Source organism: Streptomyces sp. NPDC007945 (assembly GCF_042958885.1).
In the GTDB taxonomy this organism is placed as follows: domain Bacteria; phylum Actinomycetota; class Actinomycetes; order Streptomycetales; family Streptomycetaceae; genus Streptomyces.
Genome location: NZ_JBIBJV010000007.1, coordinates 308189 through 329041, shown reverse-complemented (window position 1 = coordinate 329041; position 20853 = coordinate 308189). Strand labels below are relative to the sequence as shown.

Below are 20853 nucleotides of genomic sequence, written 5' to 3'. Positions count from 1 at the left end.
CCTCCCGTGATCCGTGCCGCCGTCCTGCCCGCCGTCGGTGCCCCGCTGGAGATCACCGGCATCGAGCTGCCCGAGCCCGGCCCCGGCCAGGTCCGGATCCGGCTCGCCGCGGCCGGCGTCTGCCACTCCGACCTGTCGCTCTCCAACGGCACCATGCGCGTCCCGGTCCCGGCCGTCCTCGGCCACGAGGGCTCCGGCACCGTCGTCTCCGTCGGCGAAGGGGTGACCCACGTCGCCCCCGGCGACGGCGTCGTCCTCAACTGGGCGCCGTCCTGCGGCACCTGCCACCCCTGCTCGCTCGGCGAGGTCTGGCTCTGCGTCAACGCCCTGAACGGCGCGGCGAACGTGCACGCCCGCACCGCCGACGGCCGCGAGCTGCACCCGGGCCTCAACGTGGCCGCCTTCGCCGAGGAGACGGTCGTCGGCGCCGAGTGCGTCCTGCCCGTCCCGGACGGCATCCCGCTCGCCGACGCCGCCCTGCTCGGTTGCGCCGTCCTCACCGGCTGGGGGGCCGTGCACCACGCGGCCCGCGTCCGGGAGGGCGAGACCGTCGCCGTCTTCGGGGTCGGCGGCGTCGGCCTCGCCACCCTCCAGGCCGCCCGGATAGCCGGGGCCTCCACGATCGTCGCCGTGGACGTCTCCCCGGAGAAGGAGCGGCTGGCGCGGGCCGCCGGAGCCACCGAGTACGTCGTGGCCTCCGAGAAGACCGCCCGCGAGATCCGGGCCCTGACCGGCGGGCACGGCGTCGACGTGGCCGTCGAGTGCGTGGGCCGCGCCGTCACCATCCGCGCCGCCTGGGAGTCCACCCGGCGCGGCGGCCGCACCACCGTCGTCGGCATCGGCGGCAAGGACCAGCAGGTCTCCTTCCACGCCCTGGAGATCTTCCACTGGGGCCGCACCCTCGCCGGCTGCGTGTACGGCAACGCGGACCCGGCCGCCGACCTGCCGGTCATCGCCGCGCACATCCGGGACGGCCGCTTCGACCTGGGCGCGCTCGTCACCGAGCGGATCACCCTCGACGGCATCCCCGGCGCCTTCGACGCGATGGTCCAGGGCAAGGGCGGCCGCGCCCTCGTCGTCTTCTGAGCCCGCGCCGACGGCGCGGCCGTCACGGGGCGTCCGCGGTCTCCTCCGGGGAGTCCGCGGACGCCGGGGCGGCGGACCCGCGCGGACGGGACCGCGCCACCGCCACCCCGGCCAGGCACAGCGCGCCGCCGACCAGCGTCAGCGCCCCCGGCAGCTCGCCGAGCAGCGCCCAGGCCATCAGGACCACCAGGGCCGGCACGGCGTACGTGGTCGCGCCCATCCGTCCCGCGGTCGTCCGCGCCAGCGCGTACGCCCAGGTCGTGAACGCGAGAGCGGTCGGGAAGACCCCGAGGTAGACCATGTTCGCGGTCGCGGAGAGCGGCGCCCGCGCCGCCTCCGTCACCAGCTGTCCGGCGAAGGGGAGGCAGGCCGCGGCGCCGATCGCGCAGCCGAAGGTCGTCACCTGGAGCGGGCTCGCGTGGGCCAGGGCCGGCTTCTGCGCCACGACCCCGCCCGCGTACGCCACCGCCGCCAGCAGGCAGAGGGCCACGCCCAGGACCGAGGCGTGGCCGTCCTCGCCGGACATCGACAGGCCCACGGCCACCGCGCCCGCGAAGGACACCGCCATGCCGGCGATCAGCCTGGGCGGCAGCCGCTCGCCCAGGAAGCGGGCGCCGAGGAGGGCGATCAGGATCGGGCCGACGTTGACGAGCATGGCCGCGGTACCGGCGTCGACCTCCCGCTCGCCCCAGTTCAGGACGACCATGTAGACCCCGAACCACAGGAGTCCGGAGACGAGGATCCCCGGCCACGCGCCCCGGGCGGGCAGCCCCTCGCGCCGGATCAGGAGGACGGCCCCGAGGACCAGCGCCCCGGCGAGCAGCCGCCCGAGCGCGAGCGCGCCGGGGGAGTAGGCGGCCCCGGCGCTGCGGATGGAGACGAAGGCGGACGCCCACAGGACGACGGTGACCCCGGCGGCGGCGAGCGCGAGCCGGGCGGAGGAGACGGTTCTAGGCATGCCCCGACGGTAGGACCCGCACCCTTCGGTCCACACCGCAATATCCCCGGCTCCCCCCCGGCCCGCCGCCCGGACGCGCCCCGATCCCGCTCCCGGTGCCGCCGCTCACCGCACCGCGTCGGCCTCGATCCCGAGCTCGCGCCGCAGGGCGCGTTCCCCGGCCGGGGTGACCTTCACCGCGCGCTCGGAGCCGATGCGCACGCACCAGCCGCTGTCCAGCGCGTGCGCGCAGAGCGCCGCGCCGGCGAGGCCCGCGAGGTGGGGGCGGCGCTCGGTCCAGTCCAGGCAGGCGCGTGCGAGGGGTCGCCTGCCCTTCGGTACGAGGGAGATCCCGAGGCCCGCGAACCACGCCAGGCCGCGGTCCGTGAGCGCGAACCCGGTGTCCTGGCGCAGCAGTCCGCGCGCGGTCAACGCGTCGGTGACGGCGATCCCGAGCCGTCCCGCGAGGTGGTCGTAGCAGGTGCGGCCGCGGGCCATCGCCCGTCCCGCGCTCGCCGCCGCCAGCGAGCGGGGCGCCGCGGCCGCGCCGGGCCCGGCCAGGCCGGCGAGCTCCTCCACCAGCTGAGCCATCCCGGGACCGGCGAGCCGTACGTACCGGTGCCGGCCCTGGCGTTCCTCGGTGAGCACCCCGCCGGCGACGAGCTTCCCGAGGTGTTCGGTGGCGGTGGACGGCGCCACGCGCGCGTGCCGGGCGAGTTCCCCGGCCGTCCAGGCGCGTCCGTCGAGCAGGGCGAGCACCATGGCGGCCCGGCTCTCCTCCGCGAAGAGCGCCGCGAAGGCGGCGAGTTCACTGGCTCCCATGGATCCAGGATCACCCGCTCACGCTTCGGCCGCGCCCGAACCATGGGCCGCCCGCCCGCTCCCCGAGCCGGCCCGCCCGCTTCCCGAGCTCTCCGGCCCGCTCCCCGAGCCCGCCTTCCCCTTCCCCGAGCCCGTCCGTCCCTCTCCCTCTCCCGCGCCCGCCTCCGGTCGTCCCTCTCCCGTGCCCGGTCCGCCCTCGGCCGCGTCCAGCACCTCGTACTGCGCGCCCAGGCCGTCGAGCAGGGCCCGCAGGCCCGTCGCGAAGGCGCCCTCGTCGACCTTCTCGCGGTGCTCCGCGAGCCGGTGCGCCTGGCCGAGATGGGGGTAGTCGGCGGGGTCGTACGCGGTCTCGTCGTCGACGAAGCCGCGGGCGAAGGAGCCGAGGGCCGAGCCGGTGACGAAGTACCGCATCAGGGCGCCGATGTGGGTGGCCTGGGCGGGCGGCCAGCCGGCCCTGACCATGGCGCCGAAGACGGCGTCGGCGACCTTGAGGCCCGCCGGGCGGCGGCCGGGGCCCTGCGCGAGGACCGGCACGATGTGCGGGTGGTCGGCGAGGGCGGCCCGGTAGGAGAGCGCCCAGTCGTGGAGGGCGGTGCGCCAGTCGCGCGGGTCGTCCGGCGCAAACATCGACAGGTCGATCTTGGCGCTCACCGCGTCCGCGACCGCGTCCAGGATCTCGTCCTTGGTGCGGAAGTGGTTGTAGAGCGAGGGCCCGCTGACGCCGAGCTCCGCCGCGAGCCGCCGGGTCGAGAGCGCGTCCAGGCCCTCCGCGTCGACGAGCTCGCCCGCCTTCTCGACGATGCGGTCTCGGCTGAGCAGGGGCTTGCGCGGTCGGGCCATGGCGCACATAGTAGGCGGCACCAATAAAACTAGCAGTGGTAATTAAAGGGATGGGTGAGGTGGCACCGTGGATCTGGCGCTGAGCGAGGAGCAGCAGGACGTACGCCGGCTCGCCGAGGACTTCGTCGCCCGCGAGGTCGCCCCGCACGCCGTCGCGTGGGACCGCGCCGAGGAGGTGGACCGGGGCATCGTGAAGAAGCTCGGCGCCGTCGGCTTCCTCGGGCTCACGCTCCCCGAGGAGTACGGCGGCTCGGGCGGCGACCACCTCACGTACTGCCTCGTCACCGAGGAGCTGGGGCGCGGCGACTCCTCGGTGCGCGGGATCGTCTCCGTCTCCCTCGGCCTGGTCGCCAAGACCCTCGCCTCCTGGGGCACCGAGGAGCAGAAGCGGACCTGGCTGCCCCGGCTGGCCTCCGGCGAGGCCCTCGGCTGCTTCGGCCTCACCGAGCCCGGCACCGGCTCCGACGCGGGGAACCTGAGCACGCGGGCCGTGCGCGACGGCGGCGACTACGTCATCGACGGGTCCAAGATGTTCATCACCAACGGCACCTGGGCCGACGTCGTGCTGCTCTTCGCCCGCACCGGCGGCGCCCCCGGCCACCGGGGCGTCTCCGCCTTCCTCGTCCCCGCCGACACCCCCGGTCTCAGCCGCCGCGCCGTCCACGGCAAGCTCGGGCTGCGCGGGCAGGCCACCGCCGAACTCGTCCTGGAGGGCGTGCGCGTCCCCGCGTCCGCGATGCTCGGCCCGGAGGGCAAGGGCTTCGCCGTCGCCATGTCCGCCCTCGCCAAGGGCCGGATGTCGGTCGCCGCCGGCTGCGTCGGCATCGCCCAGGCCGCCCTCGACGCCGCCGTCCGCTACGCGGGGGAGCGCGAGCAGTTCGGCAAGCCCATCGCCTCGTACCAGCTCGTCCAGGAACTCCTCAGCGACATCTCCGTCGACGTGGACGCGGCCCGGCTGCTCACCTGGCGGGTCGCCGACCTCGTCGACCGCGGCGAGGACTTCGCCACCGCCGCCTCGAAGGCCAAGCTGTACGCCTCCGAGGCCGCCGTGCGCTGCGCCAACAACGCGCTCCAGGTCTTCGGCGGCTACGGCTACATCGACGAGTACCCCGTCGGCAAGCTGCTCCGCGACGCCCGCGTGATGACCCTCTACGAGGGCACCAGCCAGATCCAGAAGCTCATCATCGGGCGGTCGCTCACCGGGGTCTCCGCCTTCTGAGCCCCGGACCCCAGCGGATTCTGAGTACCCGTGCGGATGTGGCGCCCACCACATCCGCCGGAAGCTCTCCCCATGAGCGAGTCACAGGTCAAGCAGCAGAACACCAGCGCCTACCACGCCCAGGCCGTCATCTCCTTCGCGATCGCCCTCGCGGCCGTCTCCATCGGGATCTACCAGTTGGAGGCCAGCGCCTGGGTGCGCGCCTTTCTCGCGGTCTCCGTCCTCTACCTCACCACCTCGGCCTTCACCCTCGCCAAGGTGGTCCGCGACCGGCAGGAGACGGAGCGGATCGTCAGCCGGGTGGACCAGGCCCGTCTGGAGAAGCTCCTCGCCGAGCACGACCCCTTCCAGCAGAAGCTCTGAGCTGCCCCTGAAGCGCCTCCGGGCGCACCCCGGAGCGCGGACGACTCTAAGCGCTTGCTCAGCTTCGTTGTATGGTGTTCGTCCTGACCGGTCCGAGGAGGAGTGTGGGATGAGCGCGGCGGAGCAGACGCCCGAGGGCGAGGACGTGCCCTGGGGCGAGGTCACGCCCGAGGCCGCCCGGAGGCTGCTGGTCGCGGCCGTCGAGGCCTTCGCCGAGCGCGGCTACCACGCCACCACCACCCGGGACATCGCCGGGCGGGCCGGCATGAGTCCGGCCGCGCTCTACATCCACTACAAGACCAAGGAAGAGCTGCTCCACCGGATCAGCCGCATCGGCCACGACAAGGCGCTGGAGATCCTCCGTGCCGCCGAGTCCGGGGGCGGCGCCGCGTCCGAGCGGCTCGCCGACGCCGTGCGCTCCTTCGTCCGCTGGCACGCCGAGCACCACACCACCGCCCGCGTCGTCCAGTACGAGCTCGACGCGCTCGGCCCCGAGCACCGCGCCGAGATCGTGGAGCTGCGCCGGGAGACCGACGCGAGCGTCCGCCGGATCATCGAGCAGGGCGTGGCGGCCGGCGAGTTCGACCAGGCCGACGTCGCCGGCACCACCGTCGCCGTCCTCTCGCTCTGCATCGACGTCGCCCGCTGGTTCAACCCCGAGGGCCGCCGGACGCCCGACGAGGTCGGCGCGCTCTACGCCGACCTCGTGCTGCGCATGGTGGGCCACCGCGCTCCGGCGGCGTAGCGGCGCCTCGGGGCGGAGTCGCTTTGAAGCCGAGACGCCTCGGAAGCGGAAGCGGAGGCGCCTCAGAAGAAGTAGCGCGAGACCGACTCGGCGACGCACACCGGCTTGTCGCCGCCCTCGCGCTCCACGGTCACCTTCGCGGTGACCTGGACGCCACCGCCGGCCTCCTCGACCTTCGTCAGCACGGCGGTGGCGCGCAGCCGCGAGCCGACCGGCACCGGCGCGGGGAAGCGCACCTTCTCTGTGCCGTAGTTCAGTCCCATCCTCATGCCCTCGACCCGCAGCACCTGCGGCACGAAGAGCGGCAGCAGCGAGAGGGTGAGGTAGCCGTGCGCGATCGTCGAGCCGAAGGGGCCCTCGGCGGCGCGCTCCGGGTCCACGTGGATCCACTGGTGGTCGCCGGTGGCGTCGGCGAAGAGGTCGATCCGCTTCTGGTCGATCTCCAGCCAGTCGCTGTGCCCCAGCTGCTCGCCGACCCCCGCGCGCAGCTCCTCGGCGGAAGTGAAGATCCTCGGCTCGGCCATGTGCCCGGTCCCTTCTCGTACGACATACCAAACGGTTTGTGTCTAAGCGCTTGCTCAGCATGTGGGGTGAAGTTCTCCGTGTCAACGGACCGGCGGGGACGGACCAGTAGGGTTCGAGGGGTGCCGCAGATTCCCGAGAAGATCCACGAGCTCACCGTCGGTCAGCTCTCCGCCCGCAGCGGTGCCGCCGTCTCCGCCCTCCACTTCTACGAGGCCAAGGGACTCATCGGCAGCCGCCGCACCGCCGGAAACCAGCGCCGCTACGGGCGTGACGCCCTGCGCCGGGTCGCCTTCATCCGCGCCGCCCAGCGCGTGGGCATCCCGCTCGCCACCATCCGCGAGGCCCTCTCCGAGCTGCCCGAGGAGCGCACCCCGACCCGCGAGGACTGGTCCCGGCTCTCCGCCACCTGGCGCACCGAGCTCGACGACCGCATCAAGCAGCTCGGCCGGCTCCGCGACCACCTGTCGGACTGCATCGGCTGCGGCTGCCTGTCCCTGGAGACCTGCGTGCTCTCCAACCCCGACGACGTGTTCGGCGAGCGCATGGCCGGCTCCCGCCTGCTGCCCGTCCGCCGCGAGGACAAGGACCAGGACTGAAGGACCGGAGCGCCGGCGGGCCGGTGCGAACGGGGAGATCCGTCGGCACGGCGCGTACCTGCTCCGCCGCGATCCGCCGCTCTCCGCCGCGCTCCACCGCGATCCGCCGCGCCGGGTCCGGGAGCGTCTCCCGGTGCCGGATACGCGCCGATCCGCCGCTCCGGACCGGATCGGCCCCCGCGTGCGCCGTCACGCTCACCGGTACGCGGCCGGCTCCCCGCACCGCCGTCGGCGCGGGTCCCGCCGCCCGGGGCGAGAGCGCACCTCCGCCGCGGGGCGTCCGGCGGCCGCGCACGTCGCCCCGCCCGTCGCCACCGAGGCCGCCGCGGCCCGGGCGAGCCCGGCCGGATCACGCGGCGCCACCGTCGGCTCCGCGGCCCCGTCCACCTACCGTCCGGCGTCGCCGGAGCATCGGAACCCCCGGGCTCCGCGGCCGCGTCGGGGGCCGGGTCAGGCCGCCGGGACCAGGGGGCGGCTGCGTGTCCCCCGGGCGCGGGCCAGGGCGCCGGGGGTCAGGACGGCGCGGGGCACCTCGACGCCGCAGTCCGTGCACACCGGGCCGTACCATTCGGGGTCCCCGGGGCCGTCGGCCCACGCGATCCCGGTGCCCGAGCACACGGGGCACGCCTCGCCCGGCCCCCGCTCCAGGGCGGCCACGAGGCGCCGCATCACCTGCGGCAGCGGGTCCGTCGGATGGACGGCCGGATCGCCGCACCGCACCACGCCGTTGCCGCCCCAGACGTCCCGGTGCCAGTCGTCCAGCGCGCCCAGGGCGCGCAGCCCGTCGTGCTTCTCGCGGCGGCGCCGGGCGGCGAACTCCGCCTCGTACGCCAGCCATACGGCCCGCGCCTCCTCCAACTCCTCCAGGGCGGCCACCAGCCGCGCCGGATCGAGCTCCCGGTCGTCGGGTCCGAACCCGTGCCTGCGGCACAGGTGGTCCCAGGTCGCCCGGTGCCCGTAAGGAGCGAACCGCTCCAGGCACTTGCGCAGGGAATACCTGCGCAGCGCCGTGTCGCAACCCTGATCACGCACCTGTCTCGCGAGACTCCGGAAACCGGCCATCGCTCGCCACCTCCGTCGCTGGTCGCCGCGCATCCGCGGTACCAGAGGGACGAACGGCGGCGCCGCCGTGTTCCGCCCGAACGCCCGACGAGCGGGACGTGGCGAGAAGACGCCACTCGCTCGCAGGCGTCCCGATCGCGTGCTCGGCGGCATCCGCGCAGGTCAGCGCGAGTGCCTCAGCGCCGACCGATCCGGGCGGCCGAGACCACCACCCGGGCCAGCTCCGGCCGTCGGACGTCGCTGTGCGAACGGACCACGTCCGCCGTGTCCACGCTCACGCAGCCCGAGGCCGGGACGCCGTCCCGCAGCACCGTCGCGAGCCTCCGCCGCGGCGCCCCCGGCACGCCCTGCACGCCGTCCCAGCCGATCGCTCCCCACCGGGGGTCGCGCGCCGCGATCCGCCCGAGCGGCCCCGTCAGGGACGCCGAGTCGCGGGCCGCGAGGGAGGCCAGCGGGTAGAAGACGCCGAGCGCGGAGTCGTGGTGGGAGTGGCAGGCCACCACCGGCCCCCGCACCCGCAGCTGCATGTCCTTCAGGGCCCCCGACCGGTCGGGGGCGTGCGGCAACCGGGCCGCGAACGCGTAGTGGGAGAAGGCCCCCTGGAGCAGCGTCATCGACCTGACCGGCCGCAGGGCCCCCGGCAGCCCGCGCAGGGCGTACGCCACCAGCCGGGCGCCCATGCTGTGCCCCACGAGGTGCACCCGCAGCCCCGGCGCCGCCCGCGCCACCTCGGCGAGGAGCGGCCCGAGCCCGCGCTCGCCCACCTGCCCCGCACGCCGCTTCATCACGTAGTACGTGGCCTGCCGCAGCGCCTCCCGGCCGCCCTTCCAGAGCCGCCCGAACCCCTCGCCCGACCGTCCCGGAGGCGCGACCGCCCCCGTGCCCGCCCCCGCCTGAGTCCCGGCCTCCGCCTCGGCCGCGTCCGCGAACAGGGCACACATCTCCATCGGATCCGCCACCAGGAACGCTGGTATGTCCCCACCCGAGCCCGAGCCCGAGCCCGAGCCAGACCCCGGCCCGGAACCCGGCCCCGAACCCGCGGCCACCCCCCGGCCCGCCGCCTCCCCGCCGACGTCCGCCAACTCCCGCAGCAGCGCCCCGAACTCGGCGAACGCGGCCTCCTGGGGCGGTGCCAGCTCCAGCAGCTCGGTGAGCCGTGCGACCGTCCGCTCCTTCTCCGGGAGCACCGTCACCAGCGCCCGGAAGTCCGGCACCGGCTCGTCCGTGAACATCATCGAGGGCCAGACCACGCCCGCGTACCCCGCCTCGACACCCGGAGCGAGCAGCTCCGGGAACGGGGCGAAGAAGTCCGCGTACCACCGGGTCGCGCCGGACGGGGAGTTGTTCCACCCGTGGGCGAACACGATCAGGTCCGTCAGCCCGCGCCGCGCCAGTCCGACCAGTTCGGCGCCCTGCCCGGCGGGCCCCTCCCCGTCCTTGTCGAAGACGATCTCCCGGTACGGATCCACACTCATCCCGCTCACGGCCCGCCCGTCCCTCCCCGTCGAGGAAGCGCCCAGGGGACGCGTCCCGCGACCCCTGGGCAGCATGCCCGAATCCGGCCGTTCCCAGACCTCTCCGGGCGGTACGGACCTCGGCGCGGCCGGGCCGCCGTGACGACCGGGAAGTGGATCGGTCCGTCGTATGCGCCGGGCGGCCGCACGGAGGGCGCCGTGCCCCCCCCGCGGGAGGGCGCGCCGATGTGCCGGAGCTCCCGGCGCGCCGCGAGCCAGGCCCACCCGGGCGATTCCGTCCCGCCGGGGCGGCCCCGCCCTCACCGGTACAGCAGGTGCTCCCGCCGGACGGCGCGGAAGGCGGCCAGGTCCTCGGACCAGGCGGCCACGATGTCGTCGGTGCCCGCGCCGGCGTCGACGAGGGTGCGGACGCGGGTGGAGCCGGTGAGCTTGTCGATCCAGTGGTCGGGCCGCCAGGCGAAGCCGGACCAGGAGGCGCGGGCGGTGACCAGGAGCGCGATCCCCGCGCGTACCGGGTCGAAGGCCTCGCGGTCGTGGACGTGCAGCTGCACGCCGCCGACCGTGCGGCCCTGGAACTTGGAGAAGGTCGGCGTGAAGTAGGCCTCGCGGAAGCGGACCCCGGGCAGCTCCAGGGCGTTCGCCGCCTCCGCCCAGCGGCGGTCGACGCCCTCCGCGCCGAGGAGTTCGAAGGGACGGGTGGTGCCCCGGCCCTCGGAGAGGTTGGTGCCCTCGAAGAGGCAGGTGCCCGAGTAGACGAGCGCGGTCTCCGGCGTCGGCATGTTGGGGCTGGGCGGCACCCACGGCAGTCCGGTGGCGTCGAAGAAGTCCGACCGCCGCCACCCCGTCATGGGCACCGTCTCCAGCTCCACGGGCCGGGGCAGGAACTCGGCGTTGAACAGGAGCGCCAGCTCGGCCACCGTCATCCCGTGCGCCTGGGCGATGGGCTCGCGGCCCACGAAGGTCGCGAAGGCCCGGTCGAGGACGGGACCGAGGGCCGCCCGGCCGCTCACCGGGTTCGGCCGGTCCAGGACCACGAACCGCTTCCCGGCCAGCTCCGCCGCCACCATGCAGTCGTACAGCGTCCAGATGTACGTGTAGAAGCGGGCGCCCGCGTCCTGGATGTCGAAGACGACGGTGTCCACGCCGGACGCCGTGAAGACGTCCGCCAGCGGTCGCCCGCTCTTCAGGTACGTGTCGTACACCGGCAGCCCGGTCGCCGGGTCGTCGTACCGGCCCTCGGAGCCGCCCGCCTGCGCGGTGCCCCGGAAGCCGTGCTCCGGGCCGAAGACGGCGACCAGGTCGACCCGTTCGTCGGCGTGCATGACGTCCACCAGGTGGCGGGCGTCGGAGGCGATCCCGGTCGGGTTGGTGACGACGCCGACCCGTTCGCCGGCCAGGAGGGCGTACCCGTCCGCCGCGAGCCGCTCGAAACCGGTCCGCACGCGCGCGTGCCCCCGCCCGGGGGCCGCCGCGGCCGGGGCCGCCGTCGTGGCGGCCAGCGCCCCTCCGGCGGCCAGCAGACCCCGGCGCGACAGTCTCGTCCGCTTCATGCGCGCTCCCGCCTCATGCGTGCTCTCGCCTCATGCGTGACATGGGCACGCAGGCTAGCGCTCACGACGCCGCGGGGGAACGAGGCGTGCGGAAGGCGTCCACCGAAGGCACGAGGTCTTCCACCGCTCCATACCGACCGGTTAGTCTGCTCGCTGTCGAAGGAATCCACGAGCCGCACCGAACCACCTGGAGGGGTCCATGAACGCGGGCACGCACGAGCTCCGGGGCGCCGGCGTCGTCGTCACCGGAGCGGGCGGCGGCATCGGCGCCGCCCTCGCCCGGCGCTTCGCCGCCGAAGGCGCCCGCGTGGTCGTCAACGACCTCGACCCGGGCCGCGCCAAGGCCGTCGCCGACGAGATCGGCGCGCCCGCCGTCCCCGGCGACGCCTCCGCGATCGTCGACGAGGCCCGCGACGCCCTCGGCGGCACGGTTGACGTCTGGTGCGCCAACGCCGGACTCGGCTCCGGCGGAGACGCCTTCGCCGACGAGGCCGTCTGGGCCGCCGCCTGGGACGTCAACGTCATGGCCCACGTCCGCGCGGCCCGCGCCCTGCTCCCCGACTGGCTGGAGCGCGGCACCGGCCGCTTCGTCTCCACCGTCTCCGCCGCCGGCCTGCTCACCATGATCGGCGCCGCCCCCTACAGCGTCTCCAAGCACGGCGCCTACGCCTTCGCCGAATGGCTCTCCCTCACCTACCGCCACCGCGGCCTCAAGGTGCACGCCATCTGCCCCCAGGGCGTCCGCACCGACATGCTGACGGCCACCGGCTCGGCCGGCGACCTCGTCCTGGTCCCCACCGCCGTGGAGCCCGAGACCGTCGCGGACGCCCTCCTCGACGCCATCGCGGAGGACCGTTTCCTCGTCCTGCCGCACCCGGAGGTCGCCGACTTCTACCGGAACCGGGCGGGCGACCCCGAGCGCTGGCTCGGCGGCATGAACAAGCTCCAGCGGCACTGGGAGGCGGGCGCGCGCTAGCGCACCCGGCGACGGATGGGAAGATCTACCGACGACAGACCCCGTGCGCCAGGAACGGGGCAGCGGAACGGAAGGCGGCGGAGCATGGCCAGGACGACGGACGGGGACGGTTCGCCCGTCCCCCAGAGGCTCCTCGCCGCCGCCACCCGGCTCTTCGCGGAGCAGGGCTACGACCGCACCTCCGTCCAGGAGATCGTCGAGGCGGCGGGCGTCACCAAGGGCGCGCTGTACCACTACTTCGGCTCCAAGGAGGACCTCCTCCAGGAGGTCTACGCGCGCGTGCTCCGCCTCCAGCAGGAGCGGCTCGACGACTTCGCGGGCTCCGACGCGCCCGTCGAGGAGCGGCTGCGCGCCGCCGCCGCCGACGTCGTCGTCACCACCATCGAGAACCTCGACGACGCCTCGATCTTCTTCCGCTCCATGCACCACCTGAGCCCCGAGAAGAACAAGCAGGTCCGCTCCGAACGCCGCCGCTACCACGAGCGCTTCCGCGCCCTCGTGGAGGAAGGCCAGCGGGCGGGCGTCTTCTCCTCCGCCACGCCCGCCGACCTCGTCGTGGACTACCACTTCGGCTCCGTGCACCACCTGTCCACGTGGTACCGCCCGGACGGGCCGCTGACCCCGCAGCAGGTCGCCGACCACCTCGCCGACCTCCTGCTGCGGGCCCTGCGCCCCTGAGCCCTCAGAGGTAGCGCTTCAGCTCGCGGCGGGCCAGCGACCGCTGGTGCACCTCGTCGGGCCCGTCCGCGAGCCGCAGGGTCCGCGCCGCCGCCCACAGCTCGGCGAGCGGGAAGTCCTGCGACACGCCGCCCGCGCCGTGCGCCTGCACCGCCTTGTCGATGATGTCCACCACCGCGCGCGGGGTGGCGATCTTGATGGCCTGGATCTCGGTGTGGGCGCCCTTGTTGCCGACGGTGTCCATCAGCCAGGCCGTCTTGAGGACGAGCAGCCGCAGCTGTTCGATCGTCACCCGGGCGTCCGCGATCCAGTTCTGCACCACGCCCTGCTGGGCGAGGGTCTTGCCGAAGGCCGTACGGGAGACGGCCCGGCGGCAGGTCAGCTCCACCGCCCGCTCGGCCATGCCGATCAGCCGCATGCAGTGGTGGATGCGGCCCGGGCCGAGCCGGGCCTGGGCGATGGCGAAGCCGCCGCCCTCCTCGCCGATCAGGTTCGCGGCGGGGACCCGCACGTTCTCGAAGACCACCTCGGCGTGTCCGCCGTGGTAGTGGTCCTCGTAGCCGTAGACCCGCATCGCCCGGCGCACCTCGACGCCCGGCGTGTCGCGCGGGACGAGGATCATCGACTGCTGGCGGCGGGGGTCCGACCCGTCGGGGTCGGTCTTGCCCATCACGATGAAGACCCTGCAGTCGGGGTTCATCGCCCCGGAGATGTACCACTTGCGCCCGTCGACCACGTACGAGTCCCCGTCCCGACGGATCCGGGTCTCGATGTTGGTCGCGTCGGAGGAGGCGACCTCGGGCTCGGTCATCGCGAAGGCGGACCGGATCTCGCCCGCGAGCAGCGGCTCCAGCCACTGCTTCTTCTGCGCGTCGTCGGCGAACTGGGCGAGCAGCTCCATGTTCCCGGTGTCCGGGGCCGCGCAGTTGAGGGCGGTCGGCGCGAGCTGCGGGCTGCGGCCGGTGATCTCGGCGAGCGGGGCGTACTGGAGGTTGGTCAGCCCGGCCCCGTACTCCTCGTCCGGAAGGAAGAGGTTCCACAGTCCCTGGCGCTTGGCCTCGGCCTTCAGCTCCGCCACCACCGGCGGCTCGTCCCACGGGGAGGCGAGCGCGGCGCGCTGCTCCTCGGCGACGGCCTCGGCGGGGTACACGTGCTCGTCCATGAAGGCGAGGAGCCGGGCGCGCAGCTCCTCGGTGCGGGCGTCGTAGGAGAAGTCCATGGCGGGTCAGCCCTCCTGAAGGGTGGTCAGGCCGTGCTCGATGAAGACGGGGACCAGGTCGCCGATGCGGTCGAAGCCGGCGCCGACGGTCTGCCCGAGGGTGTAGCGGTAGTGGATGCCCTCCAGGATCACGGCGAGCTTGAACCAGGCGAAGGCCGTGTACCAGGAGAGGGCGGAGACGTCCCGGCCGGAACGGGCGGCGTACCGCTCGACCAGCTCGGCGGCGGCCGGGTGGCCGGCGGCGGTCGCGGTGGTCGAGATGGGTGAGCCGGGCAGGTCCAGCGGGGTGCTGTACATGACGAGGAGGCCCAGGTCGGTCAGCGGGTCGCCGAGCGTGGACATCTCCCAGTCGAGGACGGCCCGGATCCGGTCGTCGTCGCCGACGAGGGCGTTGTCGAGCCGGTAGTCGCCGTGCACCACGGTCGGCGCGGGAGAGTCGGGCAGCGCGCGGCCGAGGGCGGCGTGCAGCTCCTCGATGCCGGGCAGGTCGCGTCCCCGGGAGGCGGCAAGCTGCTTGCCCCAGCGGCGCAGCTGCCGGTCGAGGAAGCCCTCCGGCCGGCCGAAGTCGTCCAGCCCGACGGCCCCCGGCTCCACCGCGTGGAGGTCGACCAGGGTGTCGACCAGGCCGAGGACGGCGGCCCGGGTGCGCTCCGGACCCAGCGGTGCCAGCTGGGCGGCGGAGCGGTACGGGGTCCCCTCGACGAACTCCATCACGTAGAAGGGCGCCCCGAGCACCTCCTCGTCCTCGCACAGCAGCACCGTGCCGGGCACCGGCACCGCGGTCCCGCCGAGGGCGCTGATCACCCGGTGCTCGCGCCGCATGTCGTGCGCGGTGGCCAGGACGTGCCCGAGCGGCGGGCGGCGCACCACCCAGCGGCCGGTGCCGTCGGTGACGACGTACGTGAGGTTGGAGCGGCCGCCCTCGATCAGCCTGGCTTCCAGGGGACCGGACACCAGCCCCGGCCGCTCGCGGTCCAGATGGCGGCGCAGGCGCTCGGGGTCGAGGCCGGGTGGCGGGGCGGGATGGCTCATGGGGCGTACCTCCGGTGGGTCGGTCGGTCGGCGTTCATGATGACCGACCAGTCGGTATGTCGTCCAGGGGGCCCCGAAACGGCCGAGGAGGACCGGAACCCGTCCGGCCCTCCCCGCGCGCGTGCCCGCCGCGCTCCCGCGCCCGGCGCACGCGCGCGTGCCCCACCCGGGCACGCCCGCACCCGCGCTCGCCGGCACCGCACGCCCACGCGCCCGCACTCGGGTCCGCCCGAACCCGCGCGCGCATGCCCACAACCGCGTACACCCGCACCGGCGGCCGCCCGCACCCGCGCCGGCGCCCGCCCGCACCCGCGCCGGGCCCGGCCCGGCCCGGCCCGGCCCCTCAGGCGTGGCAGGCCACCGGCACGCCGCCGTTCATCGCCGCCATGTCGCCGAACACGGCGGTGGGATCGAGCGGATGTCCTTCCGGGAGCCCGTCCAGCTCCGCGTACGCCCGGTGCAGGTTGGCCACGAGGCGCTCGCTCTCCCGCCACGCGGCGAACTCGCCCAGCTCCGCCCGCCGCGCGGTCTCCAGCGGCGGATCGCCCTGGGCGCGCCCCTCGGCGGCCAGCTCCAGCACCCATCGCAGATACCGCTCGGTGGCGTCGTACGCGCTCGGGTCCGTCACCGGCCCGTGCCCCGGCACCACCCGCTCCGCGTCCAGCGACCGCAGCACGTCGAGCGCGCGCAGCGAGCCGGACACCGTGCCCATGGGCACGAACGGGGTGCCGCCCTGGAAGACCAGGTCCCCGGTGAAGACCACGCCCCGCTCCGGCAGGTGCACGATCGAGTCGCCGGTCGTGTGCGCGGGACCCGGGTGCAGCACCCGCACCTCGATGCCGCCGGCGTACACGGTCAGCCGGTCGCGGTACGTGAGGTCGGGCGGCGTGATCTCGACCCGGCCGAAGTCGTTCCGCGGCCACAGCAGGTGCAGCTGGTGCCCGGCGGCCAGTTGCTCGGTCCGGCAGTTCTCGTGCCCGACGATCCGTGCCTCCGGCCGGAACACGCCGTTGCCGTAGGTGTGGTCGCCGTGGTGGTGGGTGTTCACGATCGTGCGCGGCAGCGGCAGCCCCGCGGCGAGCACCGCCTCGCGCAGCAGCAGGGCGCGCCGCTCGGTGGCGGTCGTGTCGACGAGCAGCGACTCGCCCGGGTCGCCCAGGAAACCGGCGTTGTTCAGGCACCAGCCGCCGTCGGGCTGGACGTAGGCGTGGACGTGCGGCGCGAGCGTGACCACGTACGGGTCGGTGGCAGGCACAGGGCTCCCCGGGAGAAATGTCGGTCGGATCGGCGGGTTTCGGTGAGGCGGGCATGATCGACGGATCAGCGGAAGCCTGCCATCGACCGGCCCGCGCCGGGGGCGCTTTCCCGCGGCTTCCCTCCCGTCGTCCCCCGCGAGGGCCGCTCCCTCCGTTCCCGACGGCCCCGCCCGGCTTGCGGAGCGCCCCGCCCGCGCCGAGGGTCGGAGTTATGAAGGCCATCAGCTACCGCCGCTACGGCGGCCCCGAGGTACTGGAGTACGGCGAGCTGCCCGACCCGAAGGTGGGGCCCGACGAGGTCCTGGTCAGGGTGCGGGCCGCGGCGGTCAACCCGGTCGACTGGAAGGCGCAGGCCGGGTACCTCGACGGGATGATCGACGCCGTCTTCCCCGTCGTCCCCGGCTGGGACGTCTCCGGCGTCGTCGTCCGGCCCGGCGTCTCCGTCACCGAGTGGGCGGAGGGCGACGAGGTGATGGGGTACGTCCGGGAGGACTTCCTCGCGCACGGCACCTTCGCCGAATACGTCGCCGCCCCCGTCCGCACCCTCGCCCGCAAGCCCCGCTCCTGCTCCTTCGAGGAGGCCGCGGGGCTGCCCCTCGTGGGGCTCACCGCCTACCAGGCGCTGCACACCGCGCTCTCGGTACGGTCGGGGGAGACGGTCCTGGTCCTGGCGGCGGGCGGCGGAGTCGGCACGATGGCCGTGCAGATCGCCCGGCACCTCGGCTGCCGCGTCCTCGGAGCGGTCCGGGAGTCGGGCGTGGACCGGGTGAGGGAACTCGGCGCCGAACCGGTCCTCTTCGACGAACGGACCTTCGCCCACCAGGTCAAGGAGCTCGCCCCGAAGGGCGTGGACGCCGTCCTGGACACCCTCGGCGGCCCCTTCCTCCCGCACGCGGCGAAGCTGCTCGCGCCCGGCGGCCGGCTCGCCTCCATCGCCGACGGGGAGGCCCTGGCGCTCGGCGGACGCTACTTCTGGGTCCGCCCCGACGCCGCCGACCTGGCCGCGCTGGCCGACCTCGCCGACGAGGGAGTCCTGGACGTGCGCGTGGCCAAGACCTTCCCCCTGGAACGCGCCGCGGACGCCCAGCGGGCCAGCGCGGAGGGCGGCCTCCAGGGCAAGGTCGTGGTGACGGTGCCGTAGCCCGGGGCGGCGATCACCAGATCAGCACCGCCCCGCACACCGCCAGCGCCACCGTGCACCCCGCGGCCAGCACCGCCCCCCGGGCCGACAGGACCGGGGGCCGGGCGGTGTCCAGGGTGCGGATGCGGCGGTGGGAGACGGCCAGGAAGGCGATCCACAGGAGGGCGGCGAGGGCGAGGCCGGTCAGGCCGGCCGCGGTGGCGCCGTCGAGGAGGGCCAGCTTGATGCCGAGGACGGCCACGACCGTCCATGACAGCGTGGTCCGGCGCCAGGCGAGCCGGGTCCGTTCCGGCTGGAGCCCGGGATCCCGGGCCTCACCCCCGGCGAACCCGGACACGGACCCAACGCCCGACCCCGACCCGGCCCCCGGCCCCGACCCGGTCCCTGGCCCGGTCCGAGCCCCCGATCCCGACCCGGCACCCCACCCGGTCCCGGCCCCCGATCCCGACCCGGCCCCCTCCCCGGATCCTGCCCCCGCCCCCGATCCCGGCGCGGCACCGCCCACTACCCGGCCCGCCCGAAGACCACGAGGACCACCATCGCGACTGCCACCACGGCGACGGTGAGGCTCAGGACCGCCGGGAAGCGGGAGACCGGCAGGTCCTCGCCCCGGCGCATGGCCCGCTCGCAGCGGATCCAGTGGTTCACCGCCCGCAGCGCGCACAGCACGCCGGCGGCCAGCAGGGCGAGCGCGAGCCCGACCCGGACCGCCCAGCGCAGGTCCGGCAGGAACTGGTCGACGGCGAAACCGCCGCCGATGAGCGCGAGCGCCGTCCTGATCCAGGCGAGGAACGTCCGCTCGTTGGCGAGGGAGAAGCGGTAGTCGGGGGTCTCGCCCTCGTCCCGGATCCGCCGCGGCGCGAACCACAGCCGCAGGCTCTGTACGAATCGGCTCACCCCGGCACCCTAACGGCCCGCCGCTACGCCTCCGGGCCCGCCGCCAGCCGCTCGTACGCCGCGAGTCCGTCCGGCACCCACTCCCAGGCCCCGGGCGCGCCGGGCAGCCGCTCGCGCAGTTCCTCCTCGGTGAGGAAGGCGTGCCAGGCGACCTCCTCCACCTGCGGCCGCACCGGCAGGTCGCAGCGGACCTCGTACACGGACGACCACCACTTCCCGGCCACGCCCCCGGAGTCGTAGAGGAACTTGAAGAGGAAGTCGGGCCGGGGGAGCCCGGAGACGCCCAGCTCCTCCTCGGCCTCGCGGAGCGCGGCGTCCTCGTAGGACTCGCCGGCGCCGACGACCCCGCCGACGAACAGGTCGTACAGGGACGGGTACACCAGCTTCGTCGGCGTCCTGCGGTGCACGAAGAGCCGGCCCTCGGCGTCCCGCACCCGGATGAAGGTGCAGCGGTGGATAAGGCCCCGCGCGTACACCTCACCGCGTGGTGCCCGTCCGATCACCCGGTCGTCCTCGTCGACGACGTCGATCATTTCCTCAGCGGCGCTCATGCGCCCATGAAACCACCACGGGGACCACGGCCCCGCCGCCGGGATTCCGCGACCGGCGGGGATCACCGCCCCTGCCCGCAGCGGACTTCCCCCGCCCGAACGGTTGACTCGATACATCCGTGTATCCAAGATGCGGTCCATGTCCTACGACGCCGATGTGATCGTCATCGGGGCCGGCCTCGCCGGTCTCGTCGCCACCGCCGAACTGGTCGACGCCGGCCGGTCCGTGATCCTCCTGGACCAGGAGCCCGAACAGTCGATCGGCGGCCAGGCCCATTGGTCCTTCGGCGGCCTCTTCCTCGTCGACTCGCCCGAACAGCGCCGACTGCGCGTCCGGGACAGCCACGCCCTCGCCCTCCAGGACTGGATGGGCACCGCCGGCTTCGACCGGCCCGAGGACGCCTGGGCCCGCCGCTGGGCGGAGGCGTACGTCGACTTCGCCGCCGGCGAGAAGCGCTCCTGGCTCCACGCGCGCGGCATCCGCTTCTTCCCCGTCGTCGGCTGGGCCGAGCGCGGCGGCTACGACGCCACCGGCCACGGCAACTCCGTCCCCCGCTTCCACATCACCTGGGGTACGGGACCCGGCCTCGTCGCCCCCTTCGAGGCGAAGGTCCGCGAGGGCGTCGCCCGGGGCCTCGTCACCTTCCGCTTCCGCCACCGCGTCACCTCCCTCGGCCGCACCGCCGGCGCCCTCGACACGGTCACCGGCGAGCTCCTGGAGCCCTCGGACGCCGTGCGCGGCACCGCCAGCAGCCGTACCGTCACCGGCTCCTTCGAGCTGCGGGCGCAAGCGGTGATCGTCACCACCGGCGGCATCGGCGGCAACCACGACCTGGTCCGCGCCCAGTGGCCCGCCCGCCTCGGCACCCCGCCCGCGAAGCTGCTCTCCGGCGTCCCCGCCCACGTCGACGGCCTGATGCTCGGCATCGCGGAGAAGGCCGGCGCCCGGCACGTCAACCGCGACCGGATGTGGCACTACACCGAGGGCATCGAGAACTGGAGCCCGATCTGGGCCCGGCACGGCATCCGCATCCTGCCCGGCCCCTCCTCCCTGTGGCTCGACGCCACCGGCAAGCGGCTCCCGGTGCCGCTCTTCCCCGGCTTCGACACCCTCGGCACGCTCGAGCACATCATGCGGACCGGCCACGACCACACCTGGTTCGTCCTCGACCGGCGGATCATCGGCAAGGAGTTCGCCCTCTCCGGCTCCGAGCAGAACCCCGACCTCACCGGCAAGTCCGTCCGCGACGTCCTCGGCCGCGCCCGCGCCGACGTCCCCGGCCCCGTCCGGGCGTTCATGGACAAGGGCGCCGACTTCGTCGTCGAGGACGACCTGTCGGCGCTCGTCCGCGGCATGAACCGGATCACCGGCCGGGACCTGATCGACGAGGCGGCCCTGCGCCGCGAGGTCACCGCCCGGGACCGCGAGATCGCCAACCCCTTCACCAAGGACCTCCAGATCACCGCGATCCGAGGCGCCCGCGGCTACCTCGGCGACCGCCTCATCCGCACCGCGGCCCCGCACCGCATCCTCGACCCCAAGGCCGGCCCGCTGATCGCCGTCCGCCTCAACATCCTCACCCGCAAGTCCCTCGGCGGCCTCCAGACCGACCTCTCCTCCCGTGTCCTCACCGAGACGGGCGAGCCCCTGCCGGGCCTGTACGCGGCGGGCGAGGCCGCCGGATTCGGCGGCGGCGGCGTCCACGGATACCGCTCCCTCGAAGGCACCTTCCTCGGCGGCTGCGTCTTCTCCGGCCGCGCGGCGGGCCGGGCGGCGGCGGGCGCCGTGGGCTGACCGCGCACGGCGTGGGCCGAGACCGCGCACGGCGAAGGGCCCCGGACCTCCTGGGGGAGGTCCGGGGCCCTTCGCGGCACCGCCGTCG

General features: G+C 74.7%; 21 protein-coding genes and 1 pseudogene. 9 read left to right on the top strand and 13 right to left on the bottom strand.

Annotation, left to right across the window (positions count from 1 at the left end; translation table 11 throughout):
• The first annotated feature begins 6 nt into the window (after positions 1-6).
• Complete coding sequence (locus ACFZCF_RS23870; protein ID WP_388447193.1) at positions 7-1086, top strand: zinc-binding dehydrogenase; 1080 nt, start codon at positions 7-9, stop codon at positions 1084-1086.
• 22 nt (positions 1087-1108) lie between these two features.
• Here the strand turns inward: ACFZCF_RS23870 and ACFZCF_RS23865 are convergent, their stop codons facing one another.
• The 3 genes and pseudogenes from ACFZCF_RS23865 to ACFZCF_RS23855 all read right to left on the bottom strand — a co-directional run.
• Positions 1109-2044, bottom strand: coding sequence for a DMT family transporter (locus ACFZCF_RS23865; protein WP_388447191.1), 936 nt, complete (start codon positions 2042-2044; stop codon positions 1109-1111).
• Positions 2045-2149: 105 nt separating this feature from the next.
• Entirely contained in the window at positions 2150-2845 is a 696-nt protein-coding gene (locus ACFZCF_RS23860; protein WP_388447189.1) for an ArsR/SmtB family transcription factor, read from the bottom strand.
• A gap of 213 nt (positions 2846-3058) precedes the next feature.
• Positions 3059-3685: pseudogene (locus ACFZCF_RS23855) on the bottom strand (TetR/AcrR family transcriptional regulator); the annotation flags it as partial.
• Positions 3686-3752: 67 nt separating this feature from the next.
• Between ACFZCF_RS23855 and ACFZCF_RS23850 the strand changes: the two are divergent.
• The 3 genes from ACFZCF_RS23850 to ACFZCF_RS23840 all read left to right on the top strand — a co-directional run bounded on the left by ACFZCF_RS23850 (position 3753) and on the right by ACFZCF_RS23840 (position 6012).
• Positions 3753-4904 carry an acyl-CoA dehydrogenase family protein gene (locus ACFZCF_RS23850; RefSeq protein WP_391288613.1) on the top strand — a complete coding sequence of 384 codons (1152 nt, stop codon included), beginning with the start codon at positions 3753-3755 and terminating at the stop codon, positions 4902-4904.
• Positions 4905-4976: 72 nt separating this feature from the next.
• Complete coding sequence (locus ACFZCF_RS23845) at positions 4977-5267, top strand: YiaA/YiaB family inner membrane protein (protein ID WP_388447185.1); 291 nt, start codon at positions 4977-4979, stop codon at positions 5265-5267.
• Positions 5268-5376: 109 nt separating this feature from the next.
• Entirely contained in the window at positions 5377-6012 is a 636-nt protein-coding gene (locus tag ACFZCF_RS23840; protein ID WP_388447183.1) for a TetR/AcrR family transcriptional regulator, read from the top strand.
• 62 nt (positions 6013-6074) lie between these two features.
• On the opposite strand, the gene ACFZCF_RS23835 is transcribed toward ACFZCF_RS23840, so the two are convergent.
• Positions 6075-6536: a MaoC family dehydratase gene (locus tag ACFZCF_RS23835; protein ID WP_388447181.1), complete on the bottom strand. Its 462-nt coding sequence runs from the start codon at positions 6534-6536 to the stop codon at positions 6075-6077.
• 120 nt (positions 6537-6656) lie between these two features.
• Here ACFZCF_RS23835 and soxR point away from each other — a divergent pair, with 120 nt between their 5' ends.
• Positions 6657-7133 carry a redox-sensitive transcriptional activator SoxR gene (gene soxR / locus ACFZCF_RS23830; protein ID WP_388447179.1) on the top strand — a complete coding sequence of 159 codons (477 nt, stop codon included), beginning with the start codon at positions 6657-6659 and terminating at the stop codon, positions 7131-7133.
• A 450-nt stretch (positions 7134-7583) separates the two neighbouring features.
• On the opposite strand, the gene ACFZCF_RS23825 is transcribed toward soxR, so the two are convergent.
• From ACFZCF_RS23825 to ACFZCF_RS23815, 3 genes are all read right to left on the bottom strand, one after another.
• Positions 7584-8195 carry a hypothetical protein gene (locus ACFZCF_RS23825; protein ID WP_388447177.1) on the bottom strand — a complete coding sequence of 204 codons (612 nt, stop codon included), beginning with the start codon at positions 8193-8195 and terminating at the stop codon, positions 7584-7586.
• A gap of 176 nt (positions 8196-8371) precedes the next feature.
• Positions 8372-9670, bottom strand: coding sequence for a serine-threonine protein kinase (locus tag ACFZCF_RS23820; protein ID WP_391288731.1), 1299 nt, complete (start codon positions 9668-9670; stop codon positions 8372-8374).
• Between the two features lie 299 nt (positions 9671-9969).
• A complete protein-coding gene (locus ACFZCF_RS23815; RefSeq protein WP_388447175.1) occupies positions 9970-11220 on the bottom strand; it encodes an exo-beta-N-acetylmuramidase NamZ domain-containing protein in 1251 nt (416 codons plus the stop codon).
• Positions 11221-11419: 199 nt separating this feature from the next.
• Between ACFZCF_RS23815 and ACFZCF_RS23810 the strand changes: the two genes are divergently transcribed.
• Positions 11420-12196 (top strand): SDR family NAD(P)-dependent oxidoreductase, encoded by a 777-nt coding sequence (locus ACFZCF_RS23810; protein ID WP_391288608.1) that lies wholly within the window; start codon positions 11420-11422, stop codon positions 12194-12196.
• An 84-nt stretch (positions 12197-12280) separates the two neighbouring features.
• Complete coding sequence (locus tag ACFZCF_RS23805) at positions 12281-12874, top strand: TetR/AcrR family transcriptional regulator (RefSeq protein WP_388447171.1); 594 nt, start codon at positions 12281-12283, stop codon at positions 12872-12874.
• Between the two features lie 4 nt (positions 12875-12878).
• Here the strand turns inward: ACFZCF_RS23805 and ACFZCF_RS23800 are convergent, their stop codons facing one another.
• The 3 genes from ACFZCF_RS23800 to ACFZCF_RS23790 form a co-directional block, all read right to left on the bottom strand.
• The gene (locus ACFZCF_RS23800) at positions 12879-14093 is read right to left on the bottom strand and encodes an acyl-CoA dehydrogenase family protein (protein ID WP_391288606.1); all 1215 of its coding nucleotides are present in this window, start codon (positions 14091-14093) and stop codon (positions 12879-12881) included.
• Positions 14094-14099: 6 nt separating this feature from the next.
• Complete coding sequence (locus ACFZCF_RS23795; RefSeq protein WP_388447167.1) at positions 14100-15125, bottom strand: phosphotransferase family protein; 1026 nt, start codon at positions 15123-15125, stop codon at positions 14100-14102.
• A gap of 343 nt (positions 15126-15468) precedes the next feature.
• Entirely contained in the window at positions 15469-16380 is a 912-nt protein-coding gene (locus ACFZCF_RS23790; RefSeq protein WP_391288603.1) for an MBL fold metallo-hydrolase, read from the bottom strand.
• Positions 16381-16592: 212 nt separating this feature from the next.
• Here ACFZCF_RS23790 and ACFZCF_RS23785 point away from each other — a divergent pair, with 212 nt between their 5' ends.
• Entirely contained in the window at positions 16593-17522 is a 930-nt protein-coding gene (locus ACFZCF_RS23785; RefSeq protein WP_391288601.1) for a zinc-binding dehydrogenase, read from the top strand.
• A gap of 13 nt (positions 17523-17535) precedes the next feature.
• On the opposite strand, the gene ACFZCF_RS23780 is transcribed toward ACFZCF_RS23785, so the two are convergent.
• The 3 genes from ACFZCF_RS23780 to ACFZCF_RS23770 form a co-directional block, all read right to left on the bottom strand.
• The gene (locus ACFZCF_RS23780; RefSeq protein ID WP_391288599.1) at positions 17536-17859 is read right to left on the bottom strand and encodes a DUF202 domain-containing protein; all 324 of its coding nucleotides are present in this window, start codon (positions 17857-17859) and stop codon (positions 17536-17538) included.
• Positions 17860-18026: 167 nt separating this feature from the next.
• Positions 18027-18419, bottom strand: coding sequence for a YidH family protein (locus ACFZCF_RS23775; protein WP_189955004.1), 393 nt, complete (start codon positions 18417-18419; stop codon positions 18027-18029).
• Between the two features lie 23 nt (positions 18420-18442).
• Entirely contained in the window at positions 18443-18970 is a 528-nt protein-coding gene (locus ACFZCF_RS23770) for an NUDIX hydrolase (protein WP_388447158.1), read from the bottom strand.
• A 139-nt stretch (positions 18971-19109) separates the two neighbouring features.
• Here ACFZCF_RS23770 and ACFZCF_RS23765 point away from each other — a divergent pair, with 139 nt between their 5' ends.
• Entirely contained in the window at positions 19110-20765 is a 1656-nt protein-coding gene (locus tag ACFZCF_RS23765; RefSeq protein ID WP_391288596.1) for an FAD-binding dehydrogenase, read from the top strand.
• Positions 20766-20853 lie beyond the last annotated feature (88 nt).